Source organism: Methylobacter sp. (assembly GCF_004322395.1).
Classification (GTDB): domain Bacteria; phylum Pseudomonadota; class Gammaproteobacteria; order Methylococcales; family Methylomonadaceae; genus Methylobacter_A.
Genome location: NZ_SCTW01000029.1, coordinates 110,130 through 130,233 on the forward strand (window position 1 = coordinate 110,130; position 20,104 = coordinate 130,233).

Sequence of the window (20,104 nt, forward strand, 5' to 3'; positions counted from 1 at the left end):
CTCCTTAACTAAATGTTTGGTTTCGCCAATTTCGGATACTGGTTTCATATTCCAGCATATCTGGGCATGGATTTTCCCACAATTTTGAGGCAATAGGATCAGCACTTTTGGTAGCATTATTTGTTTGAAAGAATTTAACTCTTGATGGAATGCGGACTGCTTCCCCACTGACAATCGCTTCCCCAGTTCTCAAACTCGAAAGAACATCGGCCATTTCCCGTAGTTCATCCTGCATCGCTGATGAAACGTGGCCTTTGTCCTTTGTGTTTGTCATTCTCAGAGCGATAATGGAGCCGCATTGACTCAACACTGTTTCGTCCAATTCTGATGGACGTTGTGTGACCAGAAGCATACCGACCCCATATTTCCGACCTTCTTTTGCAATCGCCTGTACAGTCCTTGAAGAAATCGAGTCTTCGCCTGCTTTTAAATAGGCGTGAGCCTCATCCAATACGATAAGCAACGGCTGCTTCTTTCCCCCAACTAGTGTGTTTTGTCCCCAGTAGAGCGCGTCATAAATAATCTTCAAAATAGAACCTGAAATTGCTTGCATAATATCGGATGGAATCGCCGAAAGATCCAAAATGGAAACAGGGAAACCCTGCCCAAACCAACTGGCAAACAAGCTTGGGAGATCATTTGGTGCCTGCCCTTTGAGATCGGGACAATAATTTTCAGGATCAAACAAAAAACGGTATCTCTGATCAAAAAGGCGAGAACGCATACCATCGAGAAACCCAAGAATACCTTTTGCCCTATTGTTGAGAAATGGTTCTCCTCCACCGGGCGCAGCTGGCGGATAGCGATTTGACTTTAATAGTGCAGCATCCCCCTCTTCTACCAATTCAAAAAGTGTCTCTCTATCTTTACGAAACGTCATACGTTCAAAATTATCCAAATCAAACCAAAGCTGCTTAATCGAAAAAGGAATTGGACTGTCAGCCGTGATTGCCTCTTCCCGAAGCCCTGTACTTTCCGATGCCCAACTACGTTTCATGTCCAGCACTTTCTCCCGGATATAATCTTCATTCTGGTCTGAAAGCTTGCCTGGAAATATTGCCATCAACTCTTTAAACGGGAGCGCCCAGAAAGGAACGCAAAGTTCCTTATCGCCAGCTTCTGCATTCGCCCCTACTCTAAAAACGCAGCATTGACCGGACAACGAACTCGCATACTCGCCATGCGGATCAATCATAAGAACCCGCGTACTTTGGAAAGGCTTATCGGCAATAGCTTTAACCACGATGCTCACTGCATTCGATTTCCCACTGCCTGTTGCACCAAGGATAGCGCAATGTCTAGAAATGAGCTTATCCATGTCCAGCTGTGCAGCAAGCCCTTCCGAGGCACTTTGATTGCCAATCACAATCGACGATTGGACATTGTAGCCACCATAAACAATACGAAGGTCTTCATTTGTAACCAGATGCACTTGGTCGCCCGAAGTTGGCGATTGCAGCACACCTCTCTCAAAGTAAGAACCAACCTGTTCGCCAACCAAAATCATTTTTAACCAACGATGCCCATCAACAACTGACGGGGTTTCTTTGTAAGCTATAAGCAACGATTCCGGCATAGCCAAAACGCCCGCTTGGGTAATTAAGCCATACAGATTAGCGTAACCCAGAGGGATTTTAAGAAAAGAACCAATTTGTCCAATTCTGTAAACAGTGCCATCTATAATCGGCATATTCGACGGGTAGCTACCCAGCATCTTGATAGTCACTGAATTTCCACTGACGCTTTCGACTTCCCCGATGTGGGTAGGATTATGTTTCATATTGATTCTCAGCACCGGAAGCGTCTTTGGACGATGACAGTCCATTGAGAAACTCCGATAACTTGCAAAAATCAGGCAGTCGAAATTCGCCTGTTCCCTCCCATTTTTCATTTCCTTTATACTCTCCTGTTTCATCCGAAGGTATGGCACCGTCTTCGTCAAAATATTGGTCGACTTGAATTACCTCATCTTTTTTTGGTTCATCCCTGAGCTTCCATTTACCAAATTTTCCACCGATCACCGCATGACGTAAACCATACACTGACATTTTTCCTTTAGTCCCATTAGTTGCCATTTCGCGGACACCATCCTTTTCATCGGCAAGCCCATAGAGTGGGTTATTTTCCTCGCCGTGTTTATCGTAATACATAGCGATAACATGGGAGTTGGCTCCCCGTCTAAGCGACGTTGCGATTCGCTCGTTGATGTGGCTGTCGCCAAAGGAATAACCGCATGTAATCAAAACGGCATCATCTTGTTGTAAAAATGTGCAAAGGCGATCAATCAAACCGACATAAGGCTGCTTCTTTGAAGCATTATATTTAAGGTGCGATGGATAAATCAAAATGGACTCATCATCAGACTCGACTGTATTGGCTTGTTTACGAATCACTGCTTTATCGCTTTCCCGAAATACCCAACCCAACGATCCATGCATCTTCCAGAGCTTAACCAAATGCAGATATGCATCAATGTCCTCTACCGCTTCAGGGCAAAAGAACGGCTCATAGCTTCCAGAAAACCCATCGAAATAGGGTATGCCTAAACCTTCCAAGGCAATTTCAAATAAATAATCGTAATTGGTCGTAAAAATTTCTACCGGGTAGCTTCTTCGCGCATTTGAAACCCAACTGGAAAATTTTGAATGGGCCAGCGTGGCCCTGTCTTCGGATTTAAAATCCTCATGAACCGACACAAGCTTTACAATATTATCCTTCACCAGATTAGCAAGCGTTTTAAAGCCAGCGGAATCTAACCCATTCAAATTTCCGTTCCCAATAACCTCACGTTTAGCCTCAATGCTTGAAAGCAATGATTCTATGTTGAATATGTTGAATGGTGGTTTTCTATTTTCAATTTCTTGTTGAATTTGTTGTACAGCGTTAGCAAACTCAGCTGAGTGGTCGGCAGCTTCTTTCTCAATTAGTTTAGTCATCTGCCCTATGACAGGGACACCAATGGTTGAGATGCCTGTTGCATTTGTACAAGATGAACCCGCGCCAAAAAGAAAGCCGATGCGCTTTTTGTTATTAATCAATATTTGATGAACGCCGCGTATATGCTCACGAGGGTCATGCGTGTGTATTCTCATAATTTGCTTTCCCTATTGTTGACCTGTACTTCTACACATTAAGTTAGAATGCGCTAAAAATATAAACATCGTTCATTATTATTTAGCATAGTCTTTTCTATACGCCAAGCTCAGTCGATTTTATCGCATTCTTGTCCGATATGCTTTTGTTTCGTTTCTTAAAAGATACGTAACTATTCAGTGAATGCTAATGTTGAGATTGTCGATTACCATTGAGGAGAAAAAACATGATACATAACGGTATGCGGCCCATTCACCCTGGCGAAATCCTGCGGGAAGACTACCTGATTCCGCTAGGTCTGAGCGTAAACGCATTGGCTAATGCCCTGCGCGTTCCGGCTACTCGCCTGCACGAAATTGTCAAAGAACGCCGTTCCATTACGCCCGATACCGCACTGCGTTTGGCGCGTTATTTTGGCAGTGATGCTCAATCCTGGCTGAGTTTGCAAGTTGCTTACGATTTGCGCGTGGCGGAGCAACAAGCTTTGGCCGCAATTGAGAAAGAAGTTTTGCCGCGTGAGGTGGCTTAACCGACCACCCTTCGACAAGCTCAGGGCGAACCGTTAAGCTTAACAACGTGTATTGTCTTCAATAGTAATGCCTCAAGGCAATTACGAATCATCAACCTGATCGGCAAGCACAGTTAGTTTCTTAATCAACTCCGATAATTGCTTCTGGTTTTCCGCACGCACCGTCGCATGAGCCACTTTCCGCCCTTTGCGCGGGGCTTTATCGTAAAGATGCAAATGCGCATGGGGAATTGCCAATAGCTCTTCAGTCTTCGGAAGTCCGCCAATGAAATTAACCATGGCTGCATTGCCTACCGGCGCTGTTGAGCCTAACGGCAGATCCAGAATCGCCCGCAAATGATTTTCAAACTGGCTGGTTTCGGCCCCTTCAATCGTCCAATGGCCGGAGTTATGCACTCGCGGCGCAAACTCGTTGGCAACCAGTTTTCCGTCTACTTCAAATAACTCCAAAGCCAATACGCCGACATAATCCAGCGCTTCCAGCAAGCGGGACACATAGGTTTCGGCCTGTTTTTGCATCGGGTCATCCGCACGGCATTCGGAAACGCGCAATATGCCGCCGCGATGCAGGTTTTCCGATAACGGATAGAAAACAATCTCTCCTGAAACACTGCGCACGGCAATGATGGACACTTCGCGGTTAAACGGGACGAAAGCTTCGACCACAGCCGGTGCGCCTTGCAGTTGTTCCCAGGCCGCTTTTAAATCGTCCGCCGATTTGAGTACGGACTGGCCTTTGCCGTCGTAGCCTTGGGTGCGGCTTTTTAAAATGGCCGGATAGCCGAGGGTGGGCATAGCTTGTTGCAGGCTTTCAAGGCTATCCACCGCCGCATAATTCGGGGTAGGAATATCGATGTCGTGGAAAAAGCTTTTTTCGATCAACCGGTCCTGGGCAACGGCCAAGGCTTTTGGCGAGGGATGTACTTGGGTGTGAGAAGCCAGAAACTCAGCAACTTCTGCAGGAACGTTCTCGAATTCGTAAGTGACCACATCGGCGCGTTCCGCCAGTTGCGCCAATAATTCCGGATCGTTGTAGTCGCCGATCAAGGCTTCGCCCAGCCTGTTGGAGCAGGCATCGGCGGAGGGGTCGAGAAAGATAAATTCCAGACCTAAAGGTACGCCCGCCAGCGCTATCATTCTGGCAAGCTGGCCTGCACCTAATACACCCACTCTCATAATTCATCCCCTGGTCTTGGATCTGGGTGTGCAAGCACCGATTCGGTTTGCTCACTTCTGAAATTGTTTAATGCGCCCTTATATTGGACATGTTTGTTACTGATAATGGCCGCCGCCAGCAAGGCCGCGTTGATTGCGCCGGCTTTGCCTATTGCCAAGGTGCCGACCGGAATCCCGGCGGGCATTTGCACGATGGATAACAAGGAATCCATGCCGTTCAGGGCTTTGGATTGCACCGGTACGCCCAACACAGGTACGGCGGTTTTCGCGGCTGTCATACCGGGTAAATGCGCCGCGCCGCCTGCGCCGGCAATGATTACTTCCAGGCCTTTGGTTTCGGCAGATTCGGCATAATCGAACAGTTTATCCGGGGTACGGTGCGCCGAAACGACTTCAACCTCATGCGGAATGCCGAGCCGCTCCAGCGTTTCCGCGGCAAAGCGCATGGTTTCCCAGTCGGACGTCGAGCCCATGATGATGCCAACCAGTGCGGTCATGTGTTACTCCTAATTAAGCAGGTAATCATAAATGTCTAATAGCTACCACGAAAGGTGGTGTATATCAAAAAATCAAAGCCGCGTAGTATCGCATAAATGCCGGTATGTTCATCTTTATACACAAGTATTTTAAGATTCGTCATTCCGGCAGGGATTGCCGGAATCCAGGTCACAGGGATGTGAACGCTTGATTTATCTAACCAACTCCTGTTTTGCAAGACTTGTCGGTTGCTTCGGCATTGCCATCCATGGCGCCTGGATCCCGGCAATCCCTGCCGGGACGACGCGGCTAATAAGCACTTGCGTATAAAGATGAACACAAGTTTTTACCTTGGGTTTCTTCATGGAAATATGTTTTAAGTTAACGCTTACCGAATTTCTAACTTTCATCGCTATCAAGCCCCGCCTGATCGCTGATACTTTTCGGGAAAGTCTTTTTGACTTTAACGCCCAGCTCGACGAAGCTGCTGGCTTGGCGAATCAGGTTGCCGTTGCCTTGGGTTAATTTATTCATTACGCCGTCATACGTGCTGTTGACGGTGCTTAGCTGTTTGCCCAGTTTATCCAGGTCATCCACAAAGCCCCGGATTTTGTCGTAAACCAGCCCTGCCTTATCGGCAATAGCACGGGCATTTTCGTTTTGGCGTTCATAACGCCAGATGTTTTCGATAGTGCGCAAGGTAGCTAATAAAGTGGTCGGGGTAACCACGACGATTTTGTGCTCGAAAGCGTCGGCAAATAAGCGCTCGTCAGCTTGGAAAGCGGCGATAAAAGCGGCTTCAATCGGCATGAATAACAGCACAAAATCCAGAGACCTTAAGCCTTTTAAGTCCGAATAACTCTTGTTGCTGAGTCCCTTGATATGTTCCCGTACCGCGTCGGTATGCTGCTTTAATGACAGTACCCGCTCCTGGTCGTCTTCGGTTGAGCAATAACGCTCATAAGCCAGCAGGGACACTTTGGAATCGATCACCACATCCTTGTTTTCAGGTAGGCGGACGATCACATCCGGCTTGAACAGCCTGTTATCTTCATCCCGGAATGCGCCTTGCGTTTCGTATTCGATGCCTTTGCGCAGCCCCGATTTTTCCAGCACTTTTTCCAGGATCATCTCGCCCCAGTTGCCTTGAGCTTTTTTGTCGCCTTTTAGGGCGCGGGTCAGGTTAAGGGCTTCCTGGTTCATTTGCGCGGTATCGCGCCGCAACGAGACGATTTCCTCGCGCAGGGAAATGCGGTCTTTATTCTCGTTGTCGTAAACCGTTTCTATGCGTTGCTTGAACTCGCCGAGCTGTTCCCGCAATGGCGTGACGATATGGTCCAGGCTGGTTTTATGGTGTTCGGTGAATTGTTTGCTGCGGTCGTCGAAAATCTTGCCGGCCAGATTTTCAAACTGGGTGTTCAGGCGCAGTTCCGCGTCCAGCAAGAGTTTTAGTTTTTCCGCGGTATTTTTTGCCTGCTCATCCATGCGGGTTTGCAATTGCGCATTCTCGGTTTTGGTCTCGATAAACAGCTGCTGCAACTGTTTAAATTCGTTTTCACGGATTTGTGATTGTTTTAGTTTTTCTTCGGCGACAGCGAGATCGGTTGAGAGTTGCCGGATCAGGGTTTTATCCTTGCCGTTTAGCAAACGTATTGCAAATGCGCCAACCAAGAAGCCGATTAAGGTCCAGACCAGAGGAGGAATATTATTGAGAAAACTCATGTTAACTATACTTTAAAACGGTCAAGTTTTCGGTTTTTTCAAAAAACAGTTGGAATTTCATGGTCATATTAAAGTTTGCATATTGAGGCAGATAAAGGAGTCCGATCCCTGCTGCCGTGTCGACGATCGACTGGTATTTTTTTTGGTATTTAGCATTGTCCAGTATCAACGTGATGCGGCATCCGGCATTTGAAGTCTTTGTTATTTATCGATGTTGAACTTAAAGCCCACAATCCGCACATAGAGTGGAAAGTTACAATACATCAGCTATATAGACAATATAAAACGCTTTGAAACTTATGAATTAAGACTGCCGCTAAAATTGATTATACGCTAGCTCCTGGAATCCATTAAGAGCCAAGTTTAAATCGATTTACTTTCAAATTAACAGCGTTAATCCACGCTTAAAATTCCAATCAAAGACGGGGCTAAACGAATTGGCAAAACCTTACTTTTCTATTTAAATAGGAATCGTTTGCATCTTTATAAGCATTTAACCTATACTATTTTTACCAATTATTTGCGAGAGGCCGTATAAATGAAAAAAAATAAATACTTATTAAAAGGCGGAATACTGACAGCGCTTGTTACATTGAATGCACCCGTCAATGCATTGGAAAAACCGCAGACCATGGAAGATATGTGGAAAATCATCCAAGCGCAGCAAAAGCAAATCGATGAGATGAAATCGAGTATGGCAGCCGCTCCGGTCAAAGCTGCCAATGGCGACGTAAAAAATTTAGAGCGGAAAACCGATGTGTTGAGTCAGGAAGTTGAGAAATTACGCACCAACCTGACCATTCCGGATGAGGTGCAGTATAAAAGCGCTTATGGCTTGGGTCCTGCGGCATCCAAGGTCTATCAGGTAGGTAAAGGTTTGTCGATTGGCGGTTACGGCGAAGCCAATTATCAGGCCAATGTTGGTGAAAAAGGCACCAATACTGATAACGCCGATCTTGAACGTTTGGTGCTCTATACCGGTTATAAATTTAGTGACCGCATACTTTTCAATAGTGAACTTGAATTTGAACACGCTACTACTGGGGAAGGTGCTGAAGAAAAGGGCGAAGTTTCTGTCGAATTTGCAGCACTCGATTTCTTTATAAACCCGCTGGCCAACGTCCGCGCCGGTTTGGTACTGATGCCGATGGGCTTTATCAATCAAATGCACGAACCTCCATTCTTTTTCGGCAATAATCGCCCTGTAGTTGAGCGGCTTATCATCCCCACCACTTGGCGCGAAATGGGTGTGGGTTTATTTGGTCAGATAACACCGGAATTGACTTATACCACTTATGTAGTTAATGGGTTGAATGCAGACGAGTTTACTTCTGACGGGATCCGAGAAGGTCGCGGTGGCGGCAGTAATGCGAAAGCCGAAAATTTCGGATATGTTGCACGTATGGATTATACGCCTTCTGCATTACCAGGCGTGACCGTCGGGGGTTCTGCTTATGTGGGTAATTCTGGGCAAAACCAAACCTTTGATGGACAACACCCAGATGTCTTTACGCAACTTTATGAAGCGCATGTGCAATGGAAGTACCGTGGCCTGGAATTCCGCACGCTTGGTTCATGGGGGCACATCAATAATGCCGATATTTTAAGTGCAGCCAAAGGAGAAACCATAGGTACGGAAAACTATGGCTTTTACACCGAGCTGGGTTATGACGTGCTGCCGTTGCTATGGAAAGATACAACACAATATCTAGCACCTTTCTTCCGTTATGAAACGTTAGATACTATTGCCAAAGCACCGACAGGTTTTGCCGATGATCCAACCAAAGACATGAGTATTTATCAAGTAGGCTTGAACTACAAACCTATCCCCAATGTCGTGATCAAAGCCGATTATCGCAATCGGGTTGCCAAACAAGGACCATTATCGGATGATTTTAACTTAGGTTTCGGCTTTATTTTCTAACTGATAAGTATTTCTCAGCATGAAAAACACGAACGGCTGTAGCCGTTCGTGTTTTATACAACAAATAAGTAAAATCGATTGTTTGCCGGTAGTGTTAAACTATTTGTGTTTATCTAAATCAATTCTGCAAACGAGACACTCTATGAAAACAATCAGGCAAAGGGGATTTGTCATTCTCTTTTTATTGCTGATAAGCGCTGCTGCAACCCCAAGCTTCGCCACAGTCTTTTATAGCAAAAACGAAGCACTGGAACTGGCGTTCGGCAAAGACGCCAACGTCGAACAGTTATCGTTATTCCCCGATCCACAGCAAACTGCTAAAATCGAAGAATTGTCCAAAGTTAAACTGGAGTCAGGCCTGTTTACTTTCTATGTCGGCAAAGCTCAAGGCAGAGTGCTCGGTTATGCTGCTATTGAAACCAGTACAGTTAGAACCAAGCCGGAAACCCTGATAATAGTTTTAACAGCGGATGGCGAATTGCGCAATGTCACAACCCTCGCTTTCCACGAACCACCGGAATATCTGCCGCCCGAACGCTGGTTCGAACAGTTATACAAGCGTCCGTTAGCCGACATGGATTTTAACAAAGGCATCGACGGCATCAGCGGCGCGACCTTAAGCACCCGAGCGACAGTCAGCAGTGTCCGCAAAGTCATGGCGATTTATCAAGTTATGGTAAAAGAACAGGGCAAAAACTAATGCGCTATTTTGTTACCGGCGAACAGCATCGCAAATCGTTGATCAACACCTTAGTTTTAATGTTTTTGGTATATATCGCTTTGTTATGGGTGAGTAACGGCATGATGTATTTTCATCATATGGACTTAACGCCCGGTTCGGTAGTTGCCTATTATCTAGGTTCTGAAGAGCAATTTACCCAGCCGCGCAGTTATCAGGGCATGCTCGAAGTATCTCATTTTCATCTGTTCTCAATGGGCATGCTGGTGCTGACCCTGACGCATTTAATGCTGATGACCGAGTTCCCGGTACGGCTGAAAATCTGGCTGAGCAGCCTAACCTATGCGGCGGCACTGGCTGACGAAGCAGGCGGCTGGCTGGTCAGGTTTGTCGATCCGCTATTTGCCTACTTTAAAATCGCCGCGTTCGTCGTATTGGAGCTTTCGCTGGCGGTTTTATTGATTGTGGTCATTACGGCTCTGGTTCAAGCTAGAGCCCGGATGAGCAAAGCCAGTTCCGAATAACCCCCTGCTTTTTGATTTACCACGATGAAAAGCTCGTCGTGGTAAATCAACCAATCTCACCGGAACATCAGTTTAGGTGTTTCTACTCATTGCCTATATGGCTCGTTTCCTCTAGCCTCTCGTTACCCATTGAGATAAGTTACGTAGGGCGTGCCGTGCGCGCCTTAGGAATTAGGCGCACGGCACGGCACGCCCTCGGCGGCTGTCCTTATATATTGAAGCAACAAAACTTTTCCGAACAACGCTATCTTTCGTGGATCAATCAGCCTTTTAACAGACGATTCAAAATCACTCTTTAAGAAGATAACTATGAAAGCAAATATCGGATTAATCGGCTTGGCCGTCATGGGCCAAAATCTGGCTCTAAATATGAACGACCACGGCTTTAAAGTAGCCGTACATAACCGCACACTCAGTAAAGTAGATGAATTCCTGAACGGCCCTGTCAAAAACACGCAGATTATCGGCACCCATTCGCTGGAAGAGCTGATTGATAACCTCGAAACGCCCCGCATCGTCATGCTGATGGTTAAAGCGGGCGACATCGTCGATCAGTATATTGACCAGTTAGTGCCGCTGTTATCGGCCGGCGATATTATTATCGATGGCGGCAACTCGCTGTTCACCGACACCCACCGCCGTACTCTCGCCCTAAAAGAAAAAAACATCCTTTATATAGGTGCAGGCGTTTCCGGCGGCGAAGAAGGCGCAAGGCACGGACCGTCGATCATGCCCGGCGGCAACAAAGACGCATGGCCTGCAATCCAACCCATATTCCAGTCCATCAGCGCACAGGTCGACGGCGAACCTTGCTGCAAATGGGTCGGCGATAACGGCGCGGGGCACTACGTCAAAATGGTGCATAACGGCATTGAATACGGCGATATACAATTGATCTGCGAAGCTTATCAACTGATGTCCGACGGCTTAGGCTTAAGCGTCGACCAAATGCACGACATATTTGCCGAGTGGAACCAGGGCTCATTAAGCTCTTACCTAATCGAAATCACTGCCGCGATCTTGGCTTACAAAGACGAAGACGGCCAGCCGCTGTTGGAAAGCATCCTCGACGCCGCCGGACAAAAAGGCACCGGCAAATGGACCGTGACTAATGCCCTTGACTTGGGCATCCCTTTAACCTTGATCGGCGAATCGGTATTTTCCCGTTGCTTGTCCGCGCAAAAAGACGAGAGAGTTAGAGCCTCGTCCATCTTGCCCAAGCCGACCCAGCAATTTACCGGTGACCAAAAAACCATGATCAATGCGATTGGCGACGCTTTATACGCGGCCAAGATTATTTCTTACGCCCAAGGCTTCCGCTTGATGCGTGAAGCCTCGAAACAATACAACCTGTCGCTGAATTATGGCGATATTGCATTGATGTGGCGCGGCGGCTGTATTATCCGCAGCCGGTTTTTAAACGACATCAAGCAAGCCTACGATGCCGACCCTGATTTAGAAAACCTGCTGTTAGCCGACTTTTTTGTCGATGCGATAAAACAAGCCGATCAAGGCTGGCGCAAAGCCGTTATATCAGGCATCGAGCTAAGCATCCCGACCCCGGCCTTCTCTTCCGCGCTGGCTTATTACGACGGCTATCGGTCTGAAAGATTACCGGCTAATTTATTGCAGGCGCAAAGAGACTATTTCGGCGCGCATACCTATGAACGGATAGACCGGCCCAGAGGCCAATTTTTTCATACCGACTGGACAGGGCGCGGCGGCAAGACTGCATCGACTAGCTATAATGCTTAAATAAAGCATTTCAGATTACGCGACTTTCTGCATTCACTGATTTCCAAGCTTCTGATAGGAATCAGCACAAAATCAATATTTGTGTGGACATACTCCCATGCGCCCTCTATCGTGTTTACTTACGTTATAACAAGGCGACGTTATGTTAACCCTCAAACTTACAACTATTGGCAATTCCGTGGGCGTTGTTTTACCCAAGGAAGCGTTGGACAAGCTGCACCTCGAAAAAGGCGATAAAGTGTACCTGACCGAATCCCCTGAAGGTTTCCGACTGACGCCCTATGACCCGGAATTTGAAAAACAAATGACTTTAGCGCGGCAGATTATGAAAAAGCGCCGTGAAGTTTTGAATGAACTGGCAAAATAATGTCAGTCGTATGGATTGAAGAGTCCGTTGTCCTTGCCCTGCATGAGGAACATCTTGCAGAACATGGCGGCCCTGTTGGCGTTCGTGATCGCGGGCTACTGGAGTCCGCCTTGTTTCGTCCGCAGAACTTAATCGGCTGGTGATCCAGATCTCGCCGCTCTTGCCGCCGCCTATGGTTTTGGCCTTGCTCGCAACCATCCTTTTATCGACGGCAACAAACGCACAGCTTTCACGGTAATGGAGCTGTTCCTTGCTTTAAACGGTCAGGAATTAATTGCCGGCGATCCGTCATGCATTATTACTATTTTAAAACTCGCTGAAGGTAGCCTGAGCGAAGCAGAGTTTGCAGATTGGATCAGGGCAAACGCTAATTCTAGCTGAGCTAATGTGGCATACGGCGCAATACAGTAGGCTATTATCGCCCTACAGATCCGCCTTACCGAGTTACAACATTCGGTGTTAGAATCCAGCCATCTCCAATCCCTACGGTGAAAGCCATGTATGCAGTAGAATTTGAAACCCATATCGACAACGGCATCGTTCATATCCCTGCCCGCTATAAAGAATTACAAAACAGCAATAAAGCTAAAATCATTGTTATGGTCGATGAAATCGGCGATAAAAAAGATGAGCTTGCTTTTGACCGGTTTTTAAAACAAAGCAAAAAAGTAGAAAATCTGACCGTTTTCAGCAGAGATGAATTGCATGACCGATAAGGTTTTCATCGATACCAATATTTGGGTCTACGCCTGTCTCGATACCGACAATACGCAATCTCATAACAAACATCTTAAAGCGGTCGAATATTTGCAACGGCTTTACCGCGATACCGAAATGATCATTTCCACCTAGGTTTTAAGCGAGTATTACAGTGCCTTGCTAAAAAACAAAATTGACGACCTTGATATTCAAGAAAGCTCACGAGAACTTACACAAGCAATTGAAGTCGTCGCCTTATCAAAAAACACTGTAACAAACTCCTATCTGATTCGAAACCGTTATCGCTACAGCTACTGGGACTCTCTGATTATTGCTTCCGCGCTGGAACATGGCTGCACAAAGCTAATCAGCGAAGACATGCAAAATCATCAGTTCATCGAAGACCGGCTAAGCATCAGCAATCCCTTCGTGGATTAGCTCTCATCCTGCGCACAATTCAGTTGATCCTTAAGGCTAAATGTAGCCCGCGCAGGTCTGATCAGTGTAGCTTAACGTACCTACTCCCGTAGATTGAGCTGAGGTACGAAGCCCAACAAATAGAATGGCAAATGTTGGGCTTCCTCATGTCAGCCCAACAGCCCTGAGATGCAACGCCAATGCATCAAGCAGTAAACCGGATTTTCAAGATCATGATATGATGCGTTAGAGTTTAAGGTACGCGCCGCGTACCTATTACGATGCTAATTCCTTAATATTTTGAACTTGAATTAATATGGCTGAAGATAGAAATCTCTATTTAACGAATCCTTGGATTACCTCACTATTTATTTATTACTTTTTTGTGCTACTAGTTGGTTTTTCAATGTCTATACTAGCATTGCAACCAGACTTTATTGATATTAAAACATATAATATTTTAACGTTAAGTATTATTGGATCAATTGGTATGGCACTAAATGGAGCAGCAATATTTTATATTAGAAAGTTATATAAACTTTGCTTTGATGATAGATTAAAAATAGATGACTCTAATAATATTTATGTTCGTAGATTAGGAACAGTTATTTACTTTTTTGCCAGACCATTATTCTCAATTGGTTTCGCAATCCTTTTTATTATTGGTTTGCAATCAGGGTTCATGCTGACAAGCAACAAACCTATAGAATTGAACTCAGGTTTTATATATTTAACAATGTTTCTATCTTTCTTTGGAGGCTTCTTGTCTGGCAAGGTTATTAAGAAACTTGAAGTTTCAGGCGAAAAAGTTATTAGTAAAGTAACGAGGTAATATCAACAATGAGTAATAAAGATAATGATAAAAATATTTTAGAGTTAGAAGAGCTAGCATCTACTGTATTTAATTTAAAAAATGAGTCCATACCCCGCCGCCCTATTGTAATTGAGTTTTGCGGCTCTCCAAAATCTGGAAAAACCTCTTGTATTAACTCATTAGATCTTTTTTTAAGACGGAATAATTTTAGAACACGCGTATTAAGAGAACGCGCGAGCATATGCCCTGTTGAAGATAAGTATGATCCATATTTTAATATATGGACTGTTACTTCAGCTATAGCTGAGCTTTCTGAAATACTATCAAATCATTCAAAATACTATGATGTTGTTATCCTTGATAGAGGACTATTTGATGCCTTATGCTGGTTCTCTTGGCTACAGAAAAAACAGCATTTTGATGAATATGAGTTTACTTCTGTTGAATCCTTCCTAACAATGAATAGATGGCGTTCGGTAATTGACTTAGTATATGTTTTTACGGCTGAACCAAAAGTATCAATGCAACGAGAGTTTGCAAATTTGCTGACAAGAAAACAAGGAAGTATTATGCGCAACCCTGTATTAACTACTTATAAGCAAACTTTAATTGATATGATGTCAAAGTATAAAGATACATTTGGAACGATAGAGCATATTGATACTAGCGAAATAGATCAAAATCAAGTTAATTATAACGTAACTAAAAGTATTCTCGATGTTTTAAATAATAATATATCTGAAAAAGTCGGATTTATTAATAGAAGTCAAATTAAAGCATCGTTGCCCGAGCAATTTAATTTTAGTGAATTAAGTTGTTGTACTGATAAGTTACAATTTGACGCACGGTGTAATGTCGAAAAATCTTCTGACAAAGTACAACCTATTCCAATTCTAATAATTACAAATATAGAAAGAACAAAAGTGTTTGTTGTTAAAAAAAGTAAGAAAAGAACCTCTGAAGAATCTCCAGAATCAAATAAAATCTTATTGTATTTAGGAGGTCATATTCGCCAGGAAGATTTAAGCTATAGTGGAGAAAATGATTTACTTTGGGTTTCTCGTTACGCGTTACATAGGGAGATTAAAGAAGAAATTGGCATTGATTACTATGCAAACCCAAAAGATGAACCATTTTGTATATGGGTTAAAGATAATGATAGAAGTGAAAAACATTTAGCTATTTGTTACATTAAGGAAGTTGATTTTAATACTTTAAAATATAAGCTTGATAAAAATGAATTTGTTTTTTCTGGATCAACTAAAAGTGGAACACCCCAAGATATAGCAACTGTTTACAAAGATTATGATAAATTGGAAAGTTGGAGCCAAATAATATTACAAAAAGTCTTTGGATATAAATCCAAGCAAAATGCTATTCAATTAGAAGTATTTAACCCGTAAATCCGGCATTACACTAAGCCCGCAGAACGCAATAGCAGCTTTATCACGTATTGCGCCGAATGATAATTCTCTACAAATTACATTCTGCCGCGTTTACCCTCATCAAAATACATTGCAAAGCTACGTCTTCGTGGACTCAGCCCAATTTTCAACCTGCAATCCGTCAACACCAACAAATTCCCGCTCGTTGTTAGTAACCAATATCCAGCCTTCGGCGCGGGCATGGGCTGCCAGCCAAAGGTCGTTGTTACCGATAATCCTCTCTTTGCTTTGCAGGGCTGCGCGGATTTGGCCGTAGTGTTCTCCGGCGGCCTCAGGAAGTGGGGCAACCTGGATCACCGCTTCAAGTTGGCTGATAGAAGCCAATGCACGTTCGCGGGACTGGCTTTTTTCTGTGCCGAAACGAAGTTCGCCTAGCGTGATGAAGAACATAGCCAGCTCGGAGGCCGCGTGCCGTGCGAAGCGTTCGCGCACGGCACGCGGGTTATGCTTGGCAATATAGATGCAGATGTTGGTGTCCAGCAGGTAGCGCATTCCCATTAAAGCGCTTCTCTTTCTTGAGGCGGGGTATCTTCACGACCGTCCGCCATAAAATCGTCCGGCAGGCTGACCAACGCGTCAAAGATAGCGGCAGCATTCGCTGGGTGCTCGCGCAGCACGATTTCATCCCCGCGGCGGAAAATTTCTACCCGATCGACTTCCAAACGGAATTCCTTGGGCAGTCTAATGGCTTGGCTGTTGCCGGATTGGACTGCAAATAAGGCTTACATTCGGCGGAATATGTTATGTTATTTGACATTGCCATCCATGGCTTCTGGTTCCCGGCACAAATCCGTATGGAACGGATTTGCATTTATCCGAAGGGCTCCGGGCAGGATAGCCCGGAGTGAATCCCTGCCGGGATGACGGGCTGCGTAGATAACCATGAGCTCTACTTCCCCTAAAACAGCGAGGTACTAACAATGAAAGCCGAACCCTGTACATACGTTATTTTTGGTGCCACCGGGAATTTGTCCCGGATTAAATTAATGCCGGCTCTGTACCGCCTGGAGGCCGCCAACCGTCTGCCTGAAGGCACGTGTATTCTGGCAATAGGGCGCAGGCCGTGGGATCAGGGAAAATGGCAGACGGAAGTCAGGCAGATGATTCAGGACAAAGCGCCAGGCGATTTTAATGAAGCGGTTTTTCAGCGTTTCAGCGCCCGGCTGCATTATCATCAAGGCGATATCACACAGCCGCAATGTTACAGCGACTTATCCGACAAGCTCAGCCGGGAAAGCGGGTTTCCTAAAAACATGGCCTTTTACCTAGCCATCAGCCCGTCGGACTTTGGTCCGGTCATAGAATTATTAAACAATAACAACCTGTTTGATGAAGAACACGGCTGGCGCCGGGTGATTCTGGAAAAGCCGATCGGCTATGACCTGGACAGCGCTCAGGCCCTGCAAAACCGCATCAGCCGCTATTTGGCCGAACAGCAAATTTACCGGATCGATCATTATCTTGGCAAAGGCATGGTGCAAAATGTGCTGGTGTTTCGTTTCGCCAATGTGATGCTGGAGCCATTATGGAACCGCAATTATATCGACCATATCCAGATTACCCATTCCGAGGACATCGGCATAGGCAGCCGCGCCGAATACTACGACAAGGCCGGAGCGATGCGCGACATGCTGCAAAGCCATCTGCTGCAATTGCTGACTTTGGTCACGATGGAGCCGCCGGTTTCGATGGATGCCGAATCCCTGCGCGACGAGAAAGTGAAAGTATTAAAGTCAATCCGCCCGATTCCTCGGGAAGCGGTGCATGGACATGCCTCTCGCGCTCAATACAGCAAAGGCCGTATCGACGGCGAACAGGTCAACGGCTATTTGCAGGAAGAAGGCATTCCGGCCGACAGCTTCACCGAAACGTATGCCGCGATAAAACTGTATATCGACAACTGGCGCTGGCGCGGCGTGCCTTTTTATTTGCGTACCGGCAAACGCATGGCCAAGGCGCAATCGGTTATTTCGATTTGTTTTCGCCATCCTCCATTACAGTTTTTCCGCGGCACCGAAGTGCAATGCATGAACCCTAACTGGGTACTATTAGGCATACAACCGGAAGAGTGCATCCGCATCGAAATGACCGTCAAAGAACCCGGCCTGGAGATGCGCACCCGCTCCACCAGCCTGGATGCCAGCTTCCGTCTGGAGAATGAAAAGCCCATAGATGCCTATGAAGACTTGTTGTTGGACGTATTAAAAGGCGACCGCTCGTTATTTCTACGCTTTGATGAAGTAGAATACGCATGGCGCATTGTCGACCCCATTCTGCAAACCTGGGCGATTGAACGTGACTATATTGCCACGTACCCCGCCGGTTCCTGGGGACCTGAAGACAGCCGCCGCTTATTCGACAAAGAAAGCCAATCCTGGCGCAGCTCATTAACCCCGGAGTGTGACTAAATGCAAAAAAACTGCCGCTGGCATTATTTGGAAACCGCAGACGACGTAGCGACTGCCGCTTGCCGACAAATTCTTAACGCCGCCGAATCGGCTATTTCCGAGCGCGGCAAATTCAAGATGGTTTTAGCCGGAGGCAGCACCCCGGAAAAAGTCTATCGCCTGCTGGCTGACTCCAATGCCGATTGGGCTAATTGGACTATTTACTATGGCGATGAACGTTGTTTGCCGGCTGATCACCAGGACCGCAACAGCTTGATGGCAAGCCGGGTTTTACTGGACAAGGTAGCTATTCCGGCGAGCCATATCTTTACCATGCCAGCCGAATTCGGGCCTGAGGTTGCAGCCGATCGCTACAAAGTCGCCGTCGCCAAGGCCGGGGCTTTTGACATGGTGCTGTTGGGCATGGGCGAAGACGGCCATACCGCCAGCCTGTTCCCCGGCCATGAGCACCCGGAAAACGAACTGACCCATCCTGTTTACAATTCGCCAAAACCGCCATCGGAGCGCGTTTCGATCAGCGCCAAGGCGTTGAGCAACTCGCATGAAGTCATCTTCCTGATCACCGGCGCCAATAAGCAGGAAGCCGTCAATCTGTGGCGTTCGGGTGCGGATTTACCGGTTGCAACGATTGTTCCGGAAAACCCTGTCGATATTTATGTCGACAGCGATGCGTTTAAGCCCGTGGCTGATTAGCTAAGGACTTTTACTGCGAAGGACACGGACGACGTTATGGTCGCAACGGCTCCCGGCAGTTAGCGGCATTTCCTCCTTTCATGAAAGTCGGGAGGTAGAATCGCGTCTGGAACAACAGCGTTCAACAGCAGTTGCTCCGTTCGAAACATCCCGCCTGTTCAGAACGTCGCCAGTTAGACCTTCCAGGTTTTTAAAACCTGGAAGGTCTGCCTAACGGTAGTTAAAGGACTGTGGGAATGACAACATCCCGCAGATACTGGTATATAACGACGAGCGCCGGAGTCGGCATTTTCCCACCACTCACCTTACCATCGGTACTCGAAAGTCGCCGACAATGTATGCCAGTTATCGCTCTTGGCCAGCTCGGCGTTGTAAGCGACATTCAGTTGCGCCGTTTCGCTAAAGCGCGTTACCAGATCGGCACCGACCACGGCGCGGCTGCGGTCGAGTTGCGGGCCGTTGACGCGTTAGACGGCGGCAGGCGCAGCAACAAAATCGGCGGCCAACCGCGAAACCCTATCGCCATGCTCATGCACCCAGGCGGTATGAAGCGAAGGCAGTATCGACACACCCCATCCGGCCTTTACGATCTGGCTCAGCCGCGCTCCCAGCATCGTTCTAAAGAAGTGTCAGTGCCGTGAGTAATGATAATGCCGTCATATTGATCGGGCCGGGCGGCTTCTATGGCTCCAATGAGCGTATTCCAAGCAACGGGGGCAAGGTTCTCGCTTAATATCTGTAGCGGCTGGACGTGTTCAAAGCGGATTTGCCGGTGATTTTCATATTGCTGTTCAAATAGCCGGATCAATTTGAACGATGTGGTATTGGAGGTATTGATGGTGCCGCCGGTTGCAATAGAGCCGATAGTGCCTCCGGTAAATACAACCAGTATGTTTTTCATAGTATGATGGTTCGGTGAAATTAATTACTTAAAGAATACTGCATTAAAATGAAAATATCACTTATCGTCGCGATGGCGAGCAATAGGGCCATCGGTCTGAATAATCAAATGCCCTGGCATTTATCGGCCGACCTTAAAAAATTCAAAAAATAACCATAGGCGCACCAATATCATAATCAGCAGGAATCCGTCATACAGCCAACCGGGCTGTCTGGTGTTTAATGATATTGAAAAGGCGCTGGAAAATTGCAGCGATGCTGAAGAAGTTTTTGTTATCGGGGACTCGGATCTGTATAAGTCGATGCTGCCGATTGCCGATACGCTGTATTTGACCCGAATACACAAGGAATTTCCCGGCGATACGTTTTTTCCCGAGATCGATGCGGATAAGTGGGTCGAGGCGGAGCGGGAAGATATAGACAACGATCTCGATGTATCGTTCAGCTACAGTTTTTTGAAGCTGGAAAAACGCAAAGATTAA

At 46.3% G+C, this 20,104-nt stretch carries 22 protein-coding genes and 3 pseudogenes; 17 read left to right on the forward strand and 8 right to left on the reverse strand.

Features of this window, described 5'->3' with window-relative positions; genetic code table 11:
• Positions 1-4: 4 nt before the first annotated feature.
• Positions 5-1,780 (reverse strand): ATP-binding protein, encoded by a 1,776-nt coding sequence (locus EPO18_RS04235; RefSeq protein ID WP_292430946.1) that lies wholly within the window; start codon positions 1,778-1,780, stop codon positions 5-7.
• The gene (locus EPO18_RS04240; RefSeq protein WP_292430948.1) at positions 1,770-3,092 is read right to left on the reverse strand and encodes an SIR2 family protein; all 1,323 of its coding nucleotides are present in this window, start codon (positions 3,090-3,092) and stop codon (positions 1,770-1,772) included. Before EPO18_RS04240 ends, EPO18_RS04235 begins: the two co-directional genes overlap by 11 nt.
• Before the next feature lie 227 nt (positions 3,093-3,319).
• On the opposite strand from EPO18_RS04240, the gene EPO18_RS04245 reads away from it, so the two are divergent.
• Positions 3,320-3,622, forward strand: a complete 303-nt coding sequence (locus EPO18_RS04245) for a HigA family addiction module antitoxin (RefSeq protein WP_292430951.1) — start codon at positions 3,320-3,322, stop codon at positions 3,620-3,622.
• An 81-nt stretch (positions 3,623-3,703) separates the two neighbouring features.
• On the opposite strand, the gene EPO18_RS04250 is transcribed toward EPO18_RS04245, so the two are convergent.
• The 3 genes from EPO18_RS04250 to EPO18_RS04260 form a co-directional block, all read right to left on the reverse strand.
• Entirely contained in the window at positions 3,704-4,798 is a 1,095-nt protein-coding gene (locus EPO18_RS04250) for a 5-(carboxyamino)imidazole ribonucleotide synthase (RefSeq protein WP_292430953.1), read from the reverse strand.
• On the reverse strand, positions 4,795-5,295 hold the full coding sequence (gene purE / locus EPO18_RS04255; RefSeq protein WP_292430956.1) for a 5-(carboxyamino)imidazole ribonucleotide mutase: 501 nt from the start codon (positions 5,293-5,295) through the stop codon (positions 4,795-4,797). Before purE ends, EPO18_RS04250 begins: the two co-directional genes overlap by 4 nt.
• 379 nt (positions 5,296-5,674) lie before the next feature.
• A complete protein-coding gene (locus tag EPO18_RS04260) occupies positions 5,675-6,997 on the reverse strand; it encodes a DNA recombination protein RmuC (protein WP_292430959.1) in 1,323 nt (440 codons plus the stop codon).
• A 538-nt stretch (positions 6,998-7,535) separates the two neighbouring features.
• On the opposite strand from EPO18_RS04260, the gene EPO18_RS04265 reads away from it, so the two are divergent.
• The 12 genes and pseudogenes from EPO18_RS04265 (at position 7,536) to EPO18_RS04320 (ending at position 15,579) form a co-directional block, all read left to right on the forward strand.
• A complete protein-coding gene (locus EPO18_RS04265; protein ID WP_292430963.1) occupies positions 7,536-8,921 on the forward strand; it encodes a hypothetical protein in 1,386 nt (461 codons plus the stop codon).
• Positions 8,922-9,063: 142 nt separating this feature from the next.
• The gene (locus EPO18_RS04270) at positions 9,064-9,621 is read left to right on the forward strand and encodes an FMN-binding protein (RefSeq protein ID WP_292430965.1); all 558 of its coding nucleotides are present in this window, start codon (positions 9,064-9,066) and stop codon (positions 9,619-9,621) included.
• Positions 9,621-10,124: a hypothetical protein gene (locus EPO18_RS04275; RefSeq protein WP_292430968.1), complete on the forward strand. Its 504-nt coding sequence runs from the start codon at positions 9,621-9,623 to the stop codon at positions 10,122-10,124. Before EPO18_RS04270 ends, EPO18_RS04275 begins: the two co-directional genes overlap by 1 nt.
• Positions 10,125-10,433: 309 nt before the next feature.
• Positions 10,434-11,879: a decarboxylating NADP(+)-dependent phosphogluconate dehydrogenase gene (gene gnd / locus EPO18_RS04280; protein ID WP_292430970.1), complete on the forward strand. Its 1,446-nt coding sequence runs from the start codon at positions 10,434-10,436 to the stop codon at positions 11,877-11,879.
• A gap of 142 nt (positions 11,880-12,021) precedes the next feature.
• Positions 12,022-12,246, forward strand: a complete 225-nt coding sequence (locus EPO18_RS04285) for an AbrB/MazE/SpoVT family DNA-binding domain-containing protein (RefSeq protein WP_292430973.1) — start codon at positions 12,022-12,024, stop codon at positions 12,244-12,246.
• Positions 12,246-12,389 (forward strand): hypothetical protein, encoded by a 144-nt coding sequence (locus EPO18_RS04290; RefSeq protein WP_292430976.1) that lies wholly within the window; start codon positions 12,246-12,248, stop codon positions 12,387-12,389. Before EPO18_RS04285 ends, EPO18_RS04290 begins: the two co-directional genes overlap by 1 nt.
• A 61-nt stretch (positions 12,390-12,450) precedes the next feature.
• Entirely contained in the window at positions 12,451-12,627 is a 177-nt protein-coding gene (locus EPO18_RS04295) for a hypothetical protein (RefSeq protein WP_292431283.1), read from the forward strand.
• 116 nt (positions 12,628-12,743) lie between these two features.
• The gene (locus EPO18_RS04300; protein ID WP_292430979.1) at positions 12,744-12,962 is read left to right on the forward strand and encodes a hypothetical protein; all 219 of its coding nucleotides are present in this window, start codon (positions 12,744-12,746) and stop codon (positions 12,960-12,962) included.
• Positions 12,952-13,098, forward strand: a complete 147-nt coding sequence (locus EPO18_RS04305; protein WP_292430982.1) for a PIN domain-containing protein — start codon at positions 12,952-12,954, stop codon at positions 13,096-13,098. The genes EPO18_RS04300 and EPO18_RS04305 overlap by 11 nt, the downstream gene beginning before the upstream one ends.
• Before the next feature lie 12 nt (positions 13,099-13,110).
• A pseudogene (locus tag EPO18_RS04310) lies at positions 13,111-13,383 on the forward strand (PIN domain-containing protein); the annotation flags it as partial.
• 295 nt (positions 13,384-13,678) lie between these two features.
• Positions 13,679-14,194, forward strand: coding sequence for a hypothetical protein (locus tag EPO18_RS04315; RefSeq protein WP_292430985.1), 516 nt, complete (start codon positions 13,679-13,681; stop codon positions 14,192-14,194).
• A gap of 8 nt (positions 14,195-14,202) precedes the next feature.
• The gene (locus EPO18_RS04320; protein ID WP_292430988.1) at positions 14,203-15,579 is read left to right on the forward strand and encodes an NUDIX hydrolase; all 1,377 of its coding nucleotides are present in this window, start codon (positions 14,203-14,205) and stop codon (positions 15,577-15,579) included.
• A gap of 120 nt (positions 15,580-15,699) precedes the next feature.
• Here the strand turns inward: EPO18_RS04320 and EPO18_RS04325 are convergent, their stop codons facing one another.
• Both EPO18_RS04325 and EPO18_RS04330 read right to left on the reverse strand, forming a co-directional pair.
• Entirely contained in the window at positions 15,700-16,119 is a 420-nt protein-coding gene (locus EPO18_RS04325) for a type II toxin-antitoxin system VapC family toxin (protein WP_292430992.1), read from the reverse strand.
• Positions 16,119-16,319: pseudogene (locus tag EPO18_RS04330) on the reverse strand (antitoxin); the annotation flags it as partial. The gene EPO18_RS04325 and the pseudogene EPO18_RS04330, both read right to left, overlap by 1 nt.
• Before the next feature lie 222 nt (positions 16,320-16,541).
• Between EPO18_RS04330 and zwf the strand changes: the two are divergent.
• The 3 genes from zwf to EPO18_RS04345 all read left to right on the forward strand — a co-directional run bounded on the left by zwf (position 16,542) and on the right by EPO18_RS04345 (position 19,363).
• Complete coding sequence (zwf, locus tag EPO18_RS04335; protein ID WP_292430995.1) at positions 16,542-18,029, forward strand: glucose-6-phosphate dehydrogenase; 1,488 nt, start codon at positions 16,542-16,544, stop codon at positions 18,027-18,029.
• Complete coding sequence (pgl, locus tag EPO18_RS04340; protein ID WP_292430998.1) at positions 18,030-18,722, forward strand: 6-phosphogluconolactonase; 693 nt, start codon at positions 18,030-18,032, stop codon at positions 18,720-18,722. It begins immediately after the preceding gene.
• A gap of 338 nt (positions 18,723-19,060) precedes the next feature.
• Positions 19,061-19,363, forward strand: coding sequence for a hypothetical protein (locus EPO18_RS04345; protein ID WP_292431001.1), 303 nt, complete (start codon positions 19,061-19,063; stop codon positions 19,361-19,363).
• Here EPO18_RS04345 and EPO18_RS04350 read toward each other — a convergent pair.
• Positions 19,318-19,623: an asparaginase domain-containing protein gene (locus EPO18_RS04350; protein ID WP_292431004.1), complete on the reverse strand. Its 306-nt coding sequence runs from the start codon at positions 19,621-19,623 to the stop codon at positions 19,318-19,320. The genes EPO18_RS04345 and EPO18_RS04350 overlap by 46 nt on opposite strands.
• 48 nt (positions 19,624-19,671) lie before the next feature.
• On the opposite strand from EPO18_RS04350, the pseudogene EPO18_RS20790 reads away from it, so the two are divergent.
• A pseudogene (locus tag EPO18_RS20790) lies at positions 19,672-20,104 on the forward strand (dihydrofolate reductase).